Below are 15,799 nucleotides of genomic sequence, written 5' to 3'. Positions count from 1 at the left end.
CCGCGTCCCGGAGACGCCTTAAGCAGAACGTCATCGGCCTAACTGCTCGGAATGTCGGGGCAATTGCCGCAGGCTCTCGAAATGGTCGGAAAGGATGGACTGCCTGGCTGGGGTGGTAGGATTCGAACCTACGGTACACGCTACCAAAAAGCGTTGCCTTACCACTTGGCTACACCCCAACAAGCTGGCGTTACTTACTCAGAGACATTGCCCAGTGCAAGGCCCGGATACGGAAAAACCTCAGCCAAGCAAACCTAACCTAACTTGACACCTGCTCGCGCAGCACCGCGGCTGTCAGCGAGACCAGAAGATATATCGCCGACATGATCAGCAAGGTGATCAGCGTGTTCTCGAAAACTCGTGGATATGTTGGCTCGTCAGGCGGGATCGGTGCCACGCCGATCGACAGGAAACGCACCTGACGCATCGCTTCAATCCGCGCGGCTTCCATGGATTGCAGCGATTCCTGCATCATCATTGTGCGCGTCTCAAGATCGACTTCGGCCATACGCAGCCGCGCTGAAATAGACGCCAATGACCCCTGCGACCCAATTTCCGACGTCATCTGAAGCCGAAGGTCCCCGATCAGGTCAGACAAACGTCCGATATCGCCCTCGACTCCGGCCACACGCGCCGCGTTTGGCTCCGCATTATCGAGTAGCTGCTGTAACTGAAGGCGCTTCTCCGCGAACTGAATTTCGAAATTGCTGATCTGGCTCATTAGAGCGGCTGTTTCCGACGCCGGGTCCATAACTCCAAGCTGCTCCTGCAGGGTCAGAACACGCTCCTGCGCGGCCACCATCTTGGCTTCGGCTTCGTCAAAGCTTTCGCGTGACCCACGCATCTGATCTCCGCGCTTGCGGTCGGTCACACTGTCAACGCGCGCCTCGGCGTAGCTGATCAGCGCCTCGGAAAACACGCGGCTCATCTCTGGGCTCAGTGCTGAGACCTCCATCCGTAACACGCCCTCCGACGGGTCGTACCCCACAACTACGTTGTTGCTGTAATGCGAGAACACGTCCTCGTTTGAGGCATCGACCGGCAGTCGCTGGATCACGTCGACAGTCTCGGCACTGAAGTGGCCGCGATAGTCGTGATCTTCGTTCAGTTTACCCATGGCTTCACGCGAGGTCAGGAAGTCCTGAACCATGATCGAGTCCTGGCTGGTCGCCATCGAGGTGCCGCCCAAAAGCCCAGGAGACGGCCCCGCAGCGTCCGCCTGCTGGACAATGAACTCGGACTTTGTCGCGTAGCTTGGCGTGGCCACAAACGCGAAATATATCCCCGCAAGAAACGTCGGCAAAAATACAAAAACCGCCAGGCGCGTCGCAAGGAAGACCAGGTTTCGGCGACGGCGACGCACGATATCGCGCTGGATGCGCTCCAACTCATGCATCTGGAACCCAGCATCCGACGCAGGTGCGCCGGGCAGCTTGGCATCAGCGTCGACCTTTTGGGGTAAGTTTTTGACCATATCATTTGGCTTGGACTTCGGCGCGCCCTGCGGGTTGGCCGTGGGTTTTGACCGTGCACGGGGCGCCTCACCGGTTGGGGTCTGCGCACTTGGGGTGCGCTTCGAATTGGGTTTCGCCGTGACCAGTTCAAGCATATTTGCACGATCAAAAGGATCAATGCCCCGCGCCCGCAAAAGTCGCACTGCGTCAAAATCTGATTTTGGCGAAAGGCCGTTTTTCTGTGCCAGACGCCGCGCCATCCGAAGCTGCCGCCCCGTCAGACCTTCGCGGCGAATTTCCGCAATGCCTTCGTCGCTCGCAACGGTTTCAGACTCGGCCCTTGCAGAACCAGGAAAGGCCTGATCCCCGAAGCCGTCGTCACCCGGCGCAAACGGCATGTCATAGCCCGCTTGCTGTGGCGTTGCACTGGCGTCGCGGCGGATGCGAAATTTAGGCGCTTTGGGCTTCGTAGTCATAGAGCTCTCTTGCCTCTTCCAGCGAGTCAAACATGTGAAGCGAGCCGTTCCTTAGAACCGCCGCCGATTTGCAGAATTTTTCCAGCGTCTCCGCCTGGTGGGACACGATAACGACCGTGGCAGTCTTCAAGCGCTCGCGTAGAATCATTCCAGCCTTGCGATTGAACTCGACGTCCGTGGTGCCGGGCATGCCTTCGTCGATCAGGTAGATGTCGAAATCCAGAGCAAGCAAAAGCGCAAAGCTGAACCGACCGCGCATCCCCGAACTGTAGGTGCCAACCGGCATGTCGAAATATTCTTCCAGCCCACATACCCAGCGGCAGAAGGCCTCGAGGTAGTCGGGATCTTTGCCGTAAAGCCGCGCGATGTAGCGCGCGTTTTCCATAGCGGAAAGCTTACCGATGATGCCTCCCATGAACCCAAGCGGGAACGAAATACGCGAGCGGCGGATGATCTCGCCCTCGTCAGGCTTTTCCAGCCCACACATCATGTTGATCAATGTGGTCTTGCCGGTACCGTTCGGTGCAAGGATGCCAAGAGATGTGCCCAGCTCAATACGAAAGCTCGCCTGGTCAAGAATGACCTTGCGCCGTTCGCCCGTCCAAAAGGACTTGCTGACGTTCCTGAACTCGATCATCCGACGATCCGCCGATGCCCCAATTTACCAACAGTTAACTCTGTTGTCCTGCCAGACCTTTCATGGCCCTTTGGCGACATTATGGCGGAGCTTTCGCCCAAAGGGAATCACCGTTTCGTGTCTTGCTCAGATACGACGGCGGTGGGTGCGCGCAGACACAGTCACCTGCTCCATGGAAGTATAATGAATTCAGAGACTTTCGCGACATGGGCAACATTCGTGGGGCCAAACACCTGGCGTTTTACGGGTGTGATCTCGGTTATGGTGTCGCGTCGAAATCAGGACCCTGGGCGATTTTCAGCCGAAATCGCCCAAGCCTCATCGCGCATTGCCGCCACAACGCTCAATGCGAGACTTTCTGCACCCGTGTCACGATCCCGGCGATAACCGCAACAATCGCAGCACCGAAACTGAATAAAGCCCCCATCTTGGCAGCATCCTGCACATCTCCCGGCGGGAGCGCGACCGTCGCGATAAAGAGTGACACCGTGAAGCCAACTGACGCGGCGCAGCCGATCACAAACAGATCAATCGTCCGCATTCCTTGCGGCAGCCCAAGCTTCATCGGATGCGCCGCGATATAGCCAAACAGAAAGATGCCCAAAGGCTTCCCGATCATTAGGCCTGCCAGGACCAGCCAAGTTGGCTCCGAGATCGAGGAGAATTCGACGCCGGCATTCACCAGACCAAAGAAGAACAACAAAATCTCGACCGGATACTTCAGGATATGCTCGCAGTGGTTCAATAGATCGGTCAGATAACGCTCGGCCTCGCTGAAGAGGCCGAAAGCACGATCCGCGTGGGGCAATGTCGGCACAATCGGTAAAAGGCCCAGCGCGGGTTGCAGACCACTTTCCTGAAAGCCATACCAACTCAGGCAACCGGCAATCAGATACGGCCAGAAGCTCAGTTTCTCGCGCACCCATGTCGATTTTTTGCGGAGCTGGTCGCCGTGGTCCATCTTCCGTGGCAACCGGTTAAAGAGACCGTAAACGCCGATCGCCGCAGCAAGAGACAGCAAAAGCCACGCAGGGACGAGCGTTTCAAGCGGATAAAAGACCGCCAGAATAATCAAGCCAGCCGCGTCATCGGCAATGGCCAGCAACAACAAGAACCGCACCGCAGGATGGCCCGCACCAAAGACAATCCGTCCGACTAGGTAGCTGAACGCGATGTCCGTTGCGGTCGGAATTGCCCAGCCGTTGGCAACCGCGTCATAAACGTCAGACCCAAGAAATGCGGCCAGTCCAAGAAAGACGGTGATGGGACCAACCATCCCGCCAACCGTCGCAATCAAAGGCGTCGCAACCTTTTTGCCGCGAAGTGAGCCGTTTTTCAGGATCACCGCTTCCCAGACTTCCTTGGCGGCAATGGCAAAGAAGAACGCCATCAACACGTCATTCACAAGATAATGAAGCGTCAGAGACCGGTATTCGACACGCCCCGCTTCATCAATATGGGGATGACCGATGAAAAAATCGTGGGCAAACTCAAAGTCGACGAAGTGGGAATAACTTGATGCATCTGTATTCGCCCAGACCAGCGCGATGAGCGCGCCTAAAATCAGCATCAGCGAATAGTCGGTAACAAAGCTCCAGACGCGATACATCCGGGGGCCCCCCGTTCTTTTTCAACATGATAGACCATGCCAAAAACGATAGGGCAATAGGAGTGCTACATCACATCACACTTGCGCTCCACACCAAACCGGCAAGAACCGAGCCGACAAGAGCGATCGCAAGATAGGCCATAAATACCCGCGGCTTAACCAAGGCCCAGACGGCGACGGCGGCCGGAATACAACTGACACCTCCTGCCAAAACGAACGACATGGCTGCGCCAGGCGCCATTCCTTGTGCCAACAGCGCATCGACCAGCGGCACAGCCGCATAGCCGTTTAGATAGGCAGGCGCGCCCACCAATGCGCCCATGACGACGGGCCAGACCCCCTGTCCACCTAAGAATCCGGCGATCCATTCAGACGGGATATAGCGCAGCATCAGAGCCTCAAGCATGTAAGCCAAAAGCAACCATTTTCCGAGGAAAAGCGCGTTCTCGACAACAGTATCGCGGAACACTGCCCTACGGTCGGCCTCGCCCCAGAACCGCCACTCAACCGCGCCACTGAAGGGGGACGGCCCACATCCGCAGCACCCGGACTGCTGCTTTGGACGCAGCGGATCGGCAAAGACGGGTGATTGCGCAAACAGATACACCGTGGCGCCGCCTAAAAGGCCCAACCCGACGGCAGACACGGTTTTAGCAACTGCAAACGGCATGCCCAAGGTTCCGGCCGTTATGAAAAACATCGCCGGGTCCATCAACGGTGACGATAACCAAAACGCCATCACCGCCGACAACGGCGCGCCGACCGCAAGCAAGGCGGCAATGAACGGAATGACTTCGCAGGAGCAAAACGGTGACAGTCCACCAAGCAAAGCCGCCATAACGATCATGCGGCGCTCGCGACCCTCAAAGGCCTTCGCAAGCAATGCTTCCGCGCCGCTCGCCTTAAGATATCCGATTGCCAGAACCGCAAATCCAATGAATATTCCGGTCTGCCCCATCGCCTCAAGGGCGAAGCGAAACGTCTCGATTGCCTGGACCGGATCAAACACGGCGATGACAAAGGGAAGCGCCAGAACAAAGCACCAGACGCGGTCAATTTTCCAGCGGGGTGCGGGGGTTTGCGTGGTTTCAGCCATGGTTTGCCTCATGCGTGTCGTGTGGCTGAGGGCTATCTGCGCAACATTCTTTCAAAAGAAACGCGGCAATATCCTGCATCCGCGCGAAATCGACGCCGATACAAATAATCTGCCGGCCCCGCCGCTTTTGATCCACAAGGCCGGCCGCTGCCAGGATTTTCATATGATGCGTCAGCGTCGACCCCGTGACGCCGGACCGTGCCCCAAGCTCGCCGATTGTTAGCCCTTCCGGGCCCGCGCGCACCAAAACGCGCAACACGTGCAATCGCTGCTCGGATCCAAGGGCGGCAAATGTCGACGCTGCCCGCGTGACATCAAGGGATGCGGTATTTTCATGTTTCATATTTCTATATTTCTAGAATTAACGAAATAAAGTCAAGTGCCAATGGACGTCCATCGTCGACAGCGCTAGGTCGTCCCTCATGAGCGCCGCATTCACTTCTCTTAAAGACGACCTATCGGGCTGCGCCATTTGCGCCGACAGATTTGCCGCGACCGCCACGCACCATACGCCACGCCCTATTGTGTGGTTTGAGAAAAGCGCGCGCATTCTGATCGCCGGCCAGGCCCCCGGCACAAAGGTTCACGAGGCAGGTATTCCGTTTCAGGACCGATCGGGTGATCGACTGCGCGACTGGCTCGCCATTGACGCCGAAGCGTTTTACGACAGGTCGCGTATTGCGATTGTCCCGATGGCTTTTTGCTTTCCGGGCTATTCAACGACGGGATCAGACCTTCCCCCACCTGCGATCTGCGCAAAAACTTGGCGCTCGCAGATCATGGATCACCTTACCGATCTGCGCCTGACGCTCCTGATCGGCGGGTATGCGCAAAAATGGCACCTTGGCGCGGATAAGGCTTCAAATGTCACCGGGACTGTCCAGAATTGGCAAGATCACTTGCCGAGTGCCATCCCACTCCCTCACCCAAGCTGGCGCAACACCGCTTGGCTAAAGGCCAATCCCTGGTTTGAGACCGATCTTCTCCCTGTCCTTCGTTCTCGCGTTCAAAAGGCCCTGTTATGACCCACACCGCACTCGACACAGCCCACATCGCGATGGAGGCCAGCCCGGATGACGACACCGCGCGCCTTGCGTTCTACGAACGCCTTGCCGACAGCGAGTTGTTCATTCTGTTAGAGAAGGAAGCCGAGGGCGACCAGATCGAGCCGCGCTTGTTTGAAACAGAAGACGTCCGGCTCGTGCTTGTGTTTGACCGGGAATATCGCCTAACCGATTTCGCCGAGGGGCCCGCACCCTATGCCGCGCTTTCGGGGCGCAGCCTGACGGATATGCTTAACGGACAGGACATCGGGCTTGGCGTTAACCTTGGGGTGGCGCCTTCGTCGATCATCATTCCGGCTGCTGCCGTGTCGTGGCTGCATCAGACGCTTGGCGACAGCCCCGAAGAAGTCGCCGAGACGCCGGAAGAAATCGGCGCACCGGTTGGATTGCCGGAACGTCTGATCACCGGCCTTGATACGAAACTGGCGCAGGCCGCAGGCCTTGCCCGGTTCGCGTACCTGACGACCGTGACCTACAAAAGTGGTCAGCGCAGCCACATGCTTGCTTTCATCGACACGCTTGCGGGCGCAGAGGCGACCCTTGCCGGCGCCGCCCGCGAAGCGCTTGTATTTTCCGGGCTGGATGCGGGCGAAATTGACGTAGCTTTCTTTACCGCCAGCGACCCAATGGCGGCAAAGCTTGCAAAGGCTGGTCTGCGATTTGATTTGCCCGAGGCCGTACAGGCGAGAGCGCCCGGCGCACCCGGCATGGACCCCAACACGCCACCCCGCCTTAAATAAAGCAGCTTAGTATCCGGCGCCGCGATCCACGACATGCAACATCGGCAAGCCCGCCTCTGAACGACCGATATTGTCCGCCACAAGCCGGGCCGCGCTGGCCGGTCGCGTGTCGGAGGCAATATGCGGCGTCACGGTGACCTGTGGATGCGCCCAAAAGGGATGATCCTTGGGCAAAGGCTCGATACGGAAAACATCAAGCGTTGCGTGGGCGACCTGACCACGGCCCAACGCCGCCAAAAGCGCATCATCGTCAATCAACGGGCCACGGCCTGGATTGATAATACAGGCCCCGGCTGGCAACAGCGCCAATCGCTTGGCATCCAAAACATTGTCCGTTTCCGGCGTTTGCGGCAGCAGAAGAACCACAATCTCACCCGCCCGCAGCGCTTCATCGAGACCCTCTTGCCCGGCCAGACAGCGCACGCCCGCTAGGTCTTTTTGGCGTCTGCTCCAGCCTGTGACTTTGAAATTGAGCGCCGCCAAAGCCTCGGCAACCGCCGCACCCAATGCGCCCAATCCAAGGATTGTGACCGACCTGTCGCGTGCAAGGGGCGGCACGTGAACCGCCCAGTTCGTATCGCTTCGACAGATATCAAGGTCCATACCCAGATGATGGCGCAGCACATGCCCCACGCAATATTCGACCATCCCCTCGCGCAGCCCGAAATCCACCATCCGCGCAAGAGGTGCGTGGAGAGTTTCGTTGCCAACGATCTTTTCCACCCCAGCCCAGAGGCTTTGAACGCCCTTAAGCCGCCTGTAGGGGGTGAAATCCTTCAGCCATCCTGTCGGCGCGTAAACGATGTAGTCGACTTCAAGCGGGTCGGCTTCGCCTACCAGATTGACCTCTAATTCGGCCGCCGCAAATGCATCGCGCAATGCCTGCGAAAATTCATCCCAGTCCCGGTCGGGTGCTGCAAAGAGGACGGTGATCATCGGCTTCGCGGCCTATGAATATGCGCAGACTGAACAAGCCCGAATGCCCCCATCAAAACCAGCATGGCGGAGCCTCCAAAACTTACCAGGGGCAGGGGAACGCCGACGACGGGTACAAGCCCCATGACCATCGACATATTGACTGCGAAAAACAGGAACAACGTTGCCGCCACGCCCAGCGTCAAAAGTGCTCCGAACCGGTCGGAATTTTGGATCGCGGACGCGACGCAAAACAGGATGATCAACCCGTAGAGGACAAGAAGGGAGAACCCGCCGATAAATCCAAATTCTTCGGCAAGCGTCGTGAAGATAAAATCGGTGTGCTTTTCGGGAAGAAAGTTTAGCCGCGACTGCGTGCCTTGCATAAAGCCTTTGCCAGCCCAACCACCGGACCCAAGCGCAATCTTCGACTGGGTGATGTGATAGCCTGCCCCCAAAGGGTCCATCGACGGGTCAAGAAAAGTGTCAATGCGGCGGAACTGGTAGTCCTTCAATAGCTGCCAATCCGTGCCGCGTGACGAGAAAATGGCGGCCACCAGGCCCACTCCAGCCGCAATGACGGCGATGAAATACCACCACGACACACCGGCGCAGAACATCACAATACCGCCGCCTGCGACCAAGAGGATGGCCGTGCCAAGGTCCGGCTGTTTCAAAACCAAAGCCGTTGGCATCAAGATCAGGCCAACCGGCGCCAGAACCCAAAACGGGCGCGAGACCTTCGACATCGGCAACCAGTCGTAATAGGCGGCCAAGATCATCACGAGGGCGATTTTCATCACTTCAGAGGGCTGCAAACGCATAAAGCCAAGGTCGATCCAGCGTTGGGCACCCATGCCGACCGTTCCGAAGAATTCGACAAGCAAAAGCAAACCAAGCGCCCCAAGATAGGCAAGCCCGGACATATTGCGCCAGAACCAAATCGGCACCATACCGACCGTCAACATCACGATAAATCCAAGCGCGAAGCGCTTCATCTGCGGCTCGGCCCAACGGCCAGTTTCACCGCCCGCCACCGACGTCAGCATCAAGAAACCCACGCATGCCACCGCCGTCAGCAGCAAAGCAATAGCCCAGTTCGCATGCAGTATCTTGCGCGCCCCTGAGGGGACTGTCTGGACCTTATACTCAAGATAACTCATGCGCGGCTCGGTGCTTTCGGAGGCTCTTGGCGTGGACGGAGCGGAAGCTCCGACAACATCGTTTTGATCCTCTCACGCTGATCGCTTGGGTAGGCTTCAAGCGGCGGAACATCGCCATACAGCGCATAGAGCAATATATCGCGCGCTGGCGGGGCAGCTGCGCTAGAGCCACCTCCACCATGTTCGACAATCAGCGAAATCGCATACTTCGGCTTATCAAAAGGCGCATAGGCGACAAACACCCCGTGGTCGCGGCGCTCCCATGGGAGTTGATCGTTGCGCACAACTCCGCGCGCGCGTTCCGCCGCTGAGATGTTGCGCACCTGGCTTGTGCCGGTTTTGGCCGCCATCTCGAAGCCCTCGGTCACGATACGTGAGCGGCGCGCGGTGCCGCGACGGCCGTTCGAAACGTTGTACATCGCCTGCTGGATAATCCGCAGATGCCCGGAATTGACGCTCAGCGGTGCGGGAGCTTCAATCGGTTTGTCGACCCCATTGATCGACTTCACCAGCCCGGGCATCACCGCTTTCCCGCTCGCGATCCGCGCGGTCATCACCGCAAGCTGAAGCGGCGAGGTCAGCACATCGCCCTGCCCGATCGCTGTATTCAGCGTTTCGCCAGGGAACCACTGCTCTCCCCGGACCTGAGCTTTCCATTTGGTCGACGGTACGATGCCTTCTCGCACAGCCGATAAGGGCAAATCAAAGCGCTCACCCAAGCCAAACTCGTGGCAAAGAGCTGCCAGATTATCGATCCCGGTGCGTTGGGCTGCTTCATAGAAATAGACGTCGCACGACTGCGTAATCGCCGTATCAAGATCGACCCGACCGTGCCCACCGCGCTTCCAGCAGTGGAACCGGCGGCCGCCGAACGCCATGTACCCGGGACACCAGACGGTCTCCTTGGGGCCAATGACGTTGTGACGAAGGGCGGCAAGCCCAGTCATCATTTTGAACGTAGACCCCGGAGGATAAAGCCCCTGAACCGCCTTATTGAACAGCGGGCGATACTTGTTTTCGGTTAACAAGCTGTAATTTTTTGTCGAAATCCCGCGCACAAAAAGATCAGGATCAAAAGATGGCGAGGATGCCATAGCGACCAGATCGCCGGTCTCGATATCTATCACGACGGCACCAGCGCTTTCAGTCGCAAGCCTTGCCTGCGCAAAATTCTGCAGCCCGTGATCAATTGTCAGCTGCAGGTCGGTGCCGGGTGTATACTCTTCGCGGCCCAGTTCACGCATGACGCGCCCGGCGGCATTCACTTCGATGCGCTTGGTGCCGGCCCGACCGCGCAATTCGGCCTCAAGCTTTGTCTCGACGCCGATTTTTCCAATCTGGAATTTCGGTATCTGCAAAAGAGGATCAGGGCTTTGAAGCTTAGACAGATCATAGTCACTGACCGGTCCGACATAGCCAACGATGTGGGCAAAATCCGCGCCAAGCGGATACTCTCGTGACAGCCCGACGTCCGGCGTGACACCCGGAAGCGCGGGCGCATTGACCGCGACTTCGGCGACATCTTCCCAAGACAACCGATCCGCAATCGTCACTGGAACAAATGGACTGCGTCGGTACATCTCGCGCAGCGATTTCTCCAGCTCATCTTCGTCCAAAGTCACGAGTTGGCGCAACTTCGCGATGGTCTCGTCTACATTCGGGACGTCTTCGCGCACAATAACGATGCGGTAGTTCTGCGTGTTGGTGGCGATCGGCACGCCGTTGCGATCATATATGATCCCGCGCGACGGCGGGATAAGGCGCATGTTCACCCGATTCTCTTCCGCGAGAAGGCGGTAGTTATCGGCCTCTTCGACCTGCATCTGACGCATCCGTAGGCCGAGAACAGACATGAACCCCAGCTGAAGCCCGGCCAAAACAAGACCGCGACGGGTCACCCGGCCCGCGCTTTCCTCAGTTTCTTTCGATGACTTTTTCATTGCCTGTGCCCCAAACGGTCAACTTCGCCCGGTGCAATCTTTCTAATCCCTATGGCGCGGGCTGCAAGAACGACAACGATCGGATAAACAAGAAGTGTGGTAATGAGGCGTATCAACGTCAGACCAAGGCCCGGCTGATCGACAACAAAAACCGCGAGGACCAAGGTATTTGCAAGGAACATAGCGGTAATAATGGCCGAAACAGTCAGCCATTCCGTTAAAAATCCGCTGTCACGCAGCATAAAAGACCGGCGCCGCAATGCCTCAAGTCCGATCACCGCCAAAGCGGTCCAAAGCCCAGGCGGGCGCATGAAAAGCATGTCAGCTATCAAAAAAACCGCCGCCACCATCGCCACCGGCAGATAGTCGGGCCGCCGGACGATCCATGCACAGGCCATAAGCACAAGAATATCCGGCCCCGGGAAGCGACCGGGACCAGGGTGAAGCGGCAGCAGTTTTGCAAATACAACAAGTGCGGCAAGGGCGAGAAACACACCCCGATACGTCCAGCGACCGGCATGGGTGATTTCAGCCATCACTCAAGTCCTCGCTGGCAGGCATCATGGCCGCAGCTTCTGGTAAAAGCGGACCGATCAACGCGGCGTCTCCCCCAATGACTTCGGCTGGACGGCTGCGCAGGACCCGTAAAAATTCCAACCGCTCGTAATCGGCCGAAAGACGCAGACGCAATCGACCGTCACGCGATAAGACGACGCTCCCAACCAAAAGCCCGGACGGGAATACGCCGCCGTCACCAGATGACACAACCCGGTCACCCGGGCGGACCTCTTCAGGTTCTTCGATGAATTCAAGCACGGGCAGGGTCGAATTGTCGCCCGACAGCATCCCTTGCTGGCCGGAAGGTTGGATCGTAACCGGCACGCGGCTTGCGCTGTCGGTCAAAAGCAACACGCGGCTGGATCGTTGCCCAACGCCGGAAATCCGCCCGACAAGCCCTAACCCGTCCGTTACCGCCCAGCCGTCCTTGATCCCGTCTCGTCCCGCGCCGACGTTCAGCAAAATTGATTGGCGGAACGGCGAGCCACTGTCGGCAAGCACCTGTCCGGTGACCACGGTCAGCGCCGGATCAAGTCGCACTTTGTTCAGATCAAGAAGCTTGGCATTCTCTTGTTCAAGCTGAAGAGCGGCTTCTTTCCAGGCCTTCATCTGCTGTAATTCGCGACGCAAATCTTGGTTTTGCTGCTGTAGTCGCGCGTAGGACTGCACGCCCTCGACCAGTTCGACGGTCTTGGTGACCGGCACAAAAGCCCAATCCATTTGAGGAACCACGGCATCAACCAAAGCGGCGCGAAAGCGCTCGGCGCGCGGGCTGTCGATCCGCCACAAAACGAAGACAGCGAATAGAATCAGCACCAGCCCACCGACGAAAAACCGTCGAAGGGGGCGTGCAAATTCCTCAGATGAACCGCTTTGGCGTGCCACGTCGTTTCCTGGTCCGTCCCCCGGGGTGCGAGACTACCACGATCTGTGGAAAACTCGGAACCCCGAGTATGTTAACTGTCGTAATCAATCACGTGCCGCAGTTGTTTTTCGTACTCGAGCGCCTTGCCGGTGCCCAATGCCACGCAATTTAGAGACTCGTCAGCCACGCTGACCGCAAGTCCTGTCTGTTCGCGCAATGCCAAATCAAGCTCACCCAAAAGTGCGCCACCGCCGGTCAGCATAACACCACGATCGACAATATCGGCCGCCAAATCGGGAGGTGTCGCTTCAAGGGCCGTCATAACCGCTTCGCAAATCTGCTGCACAGGTTCGGCCAAAGCTTCGGCCACCTGTGCCTGATTGATCTCGGTTTCTTTTGGCACGCCGTTCAACAAATCACGTCCGCGGATTTGCATCGACTGTCCGCGACCATCGTCGGGCATACGCGCTGTGCCGATAGATGTCTTAATGCGCTCTGCCGTCTGCTCCCCGATCAACAGGTTATGCTGGCGTCGCAGATAGCTGATAATCGCTTCGTCCATCCGGTCGCCACCCACGCGCACAGACCGCGCGTAAACGATATCGCCAAGCGACAGCACGGCCACCTCTGTCGTACCGCCACCAATGTCGACAACCATATTACCCGTCGGATCCGTGATCGGCATGCCGGCACCAATCGCGGCTGCAATCGGTTCAGCAATAAGACCCGCGCGTCGCGCACCAGCCGACAAAACCGACTGGCGGATCGCGCGCTTTTCAACGGGAGTTGCACCGTGTGGAACGCAAACAATCACCTTCGGCTTTGAGAATGTCGTTCGCTTGTGAACTTTGCGGATGAACGCCTTGATCATCGCCTCGGCGACGTCAAAATCGGCGATCACGCCTTCGCGCATTGGCCGGATCGCCTCAATCGAACCGGGCGTGCGACCCAGCATCAATTTGGCATCCGTGCCCACAGCCAGAACTGTCTTCTGGCCGTCCTTTACATGATACGCCACCACCGATGGCTCGTTCAGAATGATACCCCTGCCCTTTACATAGACAAGAGTATTCGCCGTTCCGAGGTCGATCGCCATATCCGTGGAAAACAAACCGCCAAAGGCCATGTTCGGTGCCCCAATCCATTCGTTTGTTGGCCCGCCTGAATGTGCCTGTTGGCGGACTCTTGTGTTATAGGCTCAGCCCCGGCGCTCCGAAAGGGATAGATCGCTCCAACCGGCGCAATTCTGCCGCTGCTGCCTTATTTGATTAACTTCGATTCTATATCAAACCCTAAATATCGGCACCATTGTGACCGAATAGAGAACAATTCGCGACCGCCTTTTCTGCGACGCGGCGTAAGCGCCCCTCTGGGCAAGACATAAAGGACCGGGCATAGGTTCTTTATGGCAGGTTGTGGCACATAGTCGGATCGACAGTGTCGGACGATTCTCACCGGGATCACGGGAATAGCCCTCTGCCTGTTGGCGGGGATTGCCGCCCTGCCCAAGCTTGAGCGGGTGTTTTTGGAGCGCGCGGGCGCTCAAGGCGAAGCAACTTTGCGAATCGCTGTTGAAGGTCTCGATGCGGCGCTTGATCGCTTTCAGCCCTTGCCGAAACTTCTGGCGGAACGTCAAAGCCTGATCAGCCTGCTGAAAGAGCCCACCAATCAGGGCCTCTACCCTTTGTGAACGAGCAACTGCGCCTGACTGCGATGAGCCTTGGGCTCTTCGACGTCTATCTTATGGATATTGGCGGCACCACAATCGCTGCGAGTTCTTATCGCAAAGAGCGCTCATTTGTCGGGCGCAGCTTCGACTATCGTCCCTATTTCGTGCAGGCCGTGGAAGGTGGTCTTGGGCGTTATCTCGCGATGGGCACCACAAGTGGCGAGCGCGGGTATTTCTTCGCCGCCCCGGTCATGGACAACAGGCGTATCCTTGGAGTCATTGCGATCAAGTTCAACGTGAAGCCCTTTGAAGAAGCCTGGAGCGGCGGCGCCAGTGACATTATCGTAACCGACCTTTCCGACATCATCTTTATGTCAAACCGGGAAGACTGGCATTTCAGAACGCTGGCGCCACTTCGGGGCGAAGTCTTCAATTTGATCGCCGAAACACGCCAGTATCCGCTGGACCGCTTGCTTCGGCTTGATGTTGAACGCACGGCGATCAACAGTTCGTTTGAATTGATCTCCATCGACGGCGAAGACTTCGTGCTCAGTGCGCAGGTCCTGCCGGATGTCGGCTGGAAGGCCTTGCACCTGACACCTGCAGGCCCTGCCCGCACACAGGCGGTTTTTGTGTTTTCGCTGGCGGGGCTTTTAATTCTGCTCACCGTTCTTTCCGCCGCAATCGTCTTGCAACGCCGCCACCGGACGCGCGAGCGAATGGAAGAACAGGAGCGCGCAAATGAGGTGCTTGAACAGCGCATGGAGCAACGCACGTCTGACCTCAATACGGCCAACGCCCAGTTGAAGCTTGAAGTGGCCGAGCGCACCGCGACCGAAGAACGCTTTCGGAGTACGCAAAAGGGGCCTATTCAGGCCAGCAAACTTGCGGCTTTGGGTCAGATGTCGGCGGCCCTCAGCCATGAGATCAATCAAACTCTAATGGCTATGAAGGCTTACGCTGAAAACGCGGCGACGTTTCTCGACCGCAATCGTGTGAGTGACGCCCGCGAAAACGTGACGCGGATTTCAAAAATGGCTGACCGTATGGCTGCCTTGTCCGGGCACCTGCGGAACTTTGCGCGCCGCCCTAAAGACACTGTGGGTCTTGTCGATATTTTCCTTGTGCTGGATGACGCAATCGAGCTGATGGGCACCCGGCTGCGCGCGGCACATGCAGTCATCGACTACGTCCCTCCAAACGACCCCATCTGGGTGATCGGCGGACGGCTTCGGCTCCAGCAGGTCTTTGTGAACCTGCTGTCAAATGCCCTTGATGCGATGGATCGTGTGAAGACACCGCACATCGACATCCAGATCGAGGATATTTCACCGGAAAGACTGAGGGTAACGGTCGCCGACCGTGGTCCTGGCATCTCAGACGACATTATCGGCCCACTCTTTGATCCTTTCTTTACGACGAAGGCGCCCGGGCATGGCCTTGGTCTGGGGCTTTCGATCTCGTTCAATATAGTGGAAGATTTCGGAGGCCGGCTTGCCGCGGAGGCGCAGGAAAACGGCGGTGCGACGTGTGTCGTCGAGCTTGATCAAGCCTCGCGCACCTCCGCAGATAAAGGGCTGGCGGCGGACTGAACAGCGCGCGCATCCTTTTTG

Annotated in this window: 15 protein-coding genes and 1 tRNA gene; 4 read left to right on the top strand and 12 right to left on the bottom strand. The window is 57.7% G+C overall.

Going from position 1 to position 15,799, the window contains the following annotated elements; all coding sequences use genetic code 11:
• Positions 1-104: 104 nt before the first annotated feature.
• The 6 genes from AC221Y_RS10335 to AC221Y_RS10310 form a co-directional block, all read right to left on the bottom strand.
• Positions 105-179, bottom strand: a tRNA-Gln gene (locus tag AC221Y_RS10335).
• An 80-nt stretch (positions 180-259) separates the two neighbouring features.
• Positions 260-1,930, bottom strand: coding sequence for a KpsE/RkpR family capsule polysaccharide export protein (locus AC221Y_RS10330; RefSeq protein ID WP_486707290.1), 1,671 nt, complete (start codon positions 1,928-1,930; stop codon positions 260-262).
• Positions 1,905-2,567, bottom strand: coding sequence for an ABC transporter ATP-binding protein (locus tag AC221Y_RS10325; RefSeq protein WP_299753824.1), 663 nt, complete (start codon positions 2,565-2,567; stop codon positions 1,905-1,907). The genes AC221Y_RS10330 and AC221Y_RS10325 overlap by 26 nt, the downstream gene beginning before the upstream one ends.
• 343 nt (positions 2,568-2,910) lie before the next feature.
• Positions 2,911-4,176 (bottom strand): Na+/H+ antiporter NhaA, encoded by a 1,266-nt coding sequence (locus AC221Y_RS10320; protein WP_486707289.1) that lies wholly within the window; start codon positions 4,174-4,176, stop codon positions 2,911-2,913.
• A 70-nt stretch (positions 4,177-4,246) separates the two neighbouring features.
• Positions 4,247-5,272: a permease gene (locus AC221Y_RS10315; protein ID WP_299753822.1), complete on the bottom strand. Its 1,026-nt coding sequence runs from the start codon at positions 5,270-5,272 to the stop codon at positions 4,247-4,249.
• Positions 5,265-5,615: an ArsR/SmtB family transcription factor gene (locus AC221Y_RS10310; RefSeq protein ID WP_299753821.1), complete on the bottom strand. Its 351-nt coding sequence runs from the start codon at positions 5,613-5,615 to the stop codon at positions 5,265-5,267. Before AC221Y_RS10310 ends, AC221Y_RS10315 begins: the two co-directional genes overlap by 8 nt.
• 79 nt (positions 5,616-5,694) lie before the next feature.
• On the opposite strand from AC221Y_RS10310, the gene AC221Y_RS10305 reads away from it, so the two are divergent.
• Positions 5,695-6,297: a uracil-DNA glycosylase family protein gene (locus AC221Y_RS10305; RefSeq protein WP_299753820.1), complete on the top strand. Its 603-nt coding sequence runs from the start codon at positions 5,695-5,697 to the stop codon at positions 6,295-6,297.
• A complete protein-coding gene (locus tag AC221Y_RS10300) occupies positions 6,294-7,076 on the top strand; it encodes an SseB family protein (RefSeq protein ID WP_299753819.1) in 783 nt (260 codons plus the stop codon). The genes AC221Y_RS10305 and AC221Y_RS10300 overlap by 4 nt, the downstream gene beginning before the upstream one ends.
• A gap of 6 nt (positions 7,077-7,082) precedes the next feature.
• Here AC221Y_RS10300 and AC221Y_RS10295 read toward each other — a convergent pair whose 3' ends face one another.
• From AC221Y_RS10295 to AC221Y_RS10270, 6 genes are all read right to left on the bottom strand, one after another.
• Complete coding sequence (locus AC221Y_RS10295; RefSeq protein ID WP_486707288.1) at positions 7,083-8,012, bottom strand: 2-hydroxyacid dehydrogenase; 930 nt, start codon at positions 8,010-8,012, stop codon at positions 7,083-7,085.
• A complete protein-coding gene (rodA, locus tag AC221Y_RS10290) occupies positions 8,009-9,154 on the bottom strand; it encodes a rod shape-determining protein RodA (RefSeq protein WP_299753817.1) in 1,146 nt (381 codons plus the stop codon). The genes AC221Y_RS10295 and rodA overlap by 4 nt, the downstream gene beginning before the upstream one ends.
• Positions 9,151-11,094: a penicillin-binding protein 2 gene (gene mrdA / locus AC221Y_RS10285; protein WP_299753816.1), complete on the bottom strand. Its 1,944-nt coding sequence runs from the start codon at positions 11,092-11,094 to the stop codon at positions 9,151-9,153. The genes rodA and mrdA overlap by 4 nt, the downstream gene beginning before the upstream one ends.
• Positions 11,091-11,630, bottom strand: a complete 540-nt coding sequence (locus tag AC221Y_RS10280; protein ID WP_299753815.1) for a rod shape-determining protein MreD — start codon at positions 11,628-11,630, stop codon at positions 11,091-11,093. The genes mrdA and AC221Y_RS10280 overlap by 4 nt, the downstream gene beginning before the upstream one ends.
• Complete coding sequence (gene mreC / locus AC221Y_RS10275) at positions 11,623-12,537, bottom strand: rod shape-determining protein MreC (protein ID WP_299753814.1); 915 nt, start codon at positions 12,535-12,537, stop codon at positions 11,623-11,625. Before mreC ends, AC221Y_RS10280 begins: the two co-directional genes overlap by 8 nt.
• 71 nt (positions 12,538-12,608) lie before the next feature.
• A complete protein-coding gene (locus AC221Y_RS10270; protein ID WP_299753813.1) occupies positions 12,609-13,643 on the bottom strand; it encodes a rod shape-determining protein in 1,035 nt (344 codons plus the stop codon).
• A 432-nt stretch (positions 13,644-14,075) separates the two neighbouring features.
• Here AC221Y_RS10270 and AC221Y_RS10265 point away from each other — a divergent pair, with 432 nt between their 5' ends.
• Positions 14,076-14,207, top strand: coding sequence for a hypothetical protein (locus AC221Y_RS10265; protein WP_486707287.1), 132 nt, complete (start codon positions 14,076-14,078; stop codon positions 14,205-14,207).
• The gene (locus AC221Y_RS10260; RefSeq protein WP_486707286.1) at positions 14,204-15,778 is read left to right on the top strand and encodes a sensor histidine kinase; all 1,575 of its coding nucleotides are present in this window, start codon (positions 14,204-14,206) and stop codon (positions 15,776-15,778) included. Before AC221Y_RS10265 ends, AC221Y_RS10260 begins: the two co-directional genes overlap by 4 nt.
• Positions 15,779-15,799: the final 21 nt, after the last annotated feature.

The sequence above is a fragment of the Boseongicola sp. genome (assembly GCF_057460485.1).
This window is presented reverse-complemented; position numbering and strand designations above follow the sequence as displayed.

Coding starts and splice junctions, on each gene's coding strand:
- AC221Y_RS10330 (WP_486707290.1), bottom strand. CDS start 1,930: ATGACTACGAAGCCCAAAGCGCCTAAATTTCGCATCCGCCGCGACGCC.
- AC221Y_RS10295 (WP_486707288.1), bottom strand. CDS start 8,012: ATGATCACCGTCCTCTTTGCAGCACCCGACCGGGACTGGGATGAATTT.
- AC221Y_RS10315 (WP_299753822.1), bottom strand. CDS start 5,272: ATGGCTGAAACCACGCAAACCCCCGCACCCCGCTGGAAAATTGACCGC.
- AC221Y_RS10310 (WP_299753821.1), bottom strand. CDS start 5,615: ATGAAACATGAAAATACCGCATCCCTTGATGTCACGCGGGCAGCGTCG.
- AC221Y_RS10320 (WP_486707289.1), bottom strand. CDS start 4,176: ATGTATCGCGTCTGGAGCTTTGTTACCGACTATTCGCTGATGCTGATT.
- AC221Y_RS10270 (WP_299753813.1), bottom strand. CDS start 13,643: ATGGCCTTTGGCGGTTTGTTTTCCACGGATATGGCGATCGACCTCGGA.
- mrdA (WP_299753816.1), bottom strand. CDS start 11,094: ATGAAAAAGTCATCGAAAGAAACTGAGGAAAGCGCGGGCCGGGTGACC.
- AC221Y_RS10305 (WP_299753820.1), top strand. CDS start 5,695: ATGAGCGCCGCATTCACTTCTCTTAAAGACGACCTATCGGGCTGCGCC.
- AC221Y_RS10300 (WP_299753819.1), top strand. CDS start 6,294: ATGACCCACACCGCACTCGACACAGCCCACATCGCGATGGAGGCCAGC.
- AC221Y_RS10280 (WP_299753815.1), bottom strand. CDS start 11,630: ATGGCTGAAATCACCCATGCCGGTCGCTGGACGTATCGGGGTGTGTTT.
- AC221Y_RS10325 (WP_299753824.1), bottom strand. CDS start 2,567: ATGATCGAGTTCAGGAACGTCAGCAAGTCCTTTTGGACGGGCGAACGG.
- rodA (WP_299753817.1), bottom strand. CDS start 9,154: ATGAGTTATCTTGAGTATAAGGTCCAGACAGTCCCCTCAGGGGCGCGC.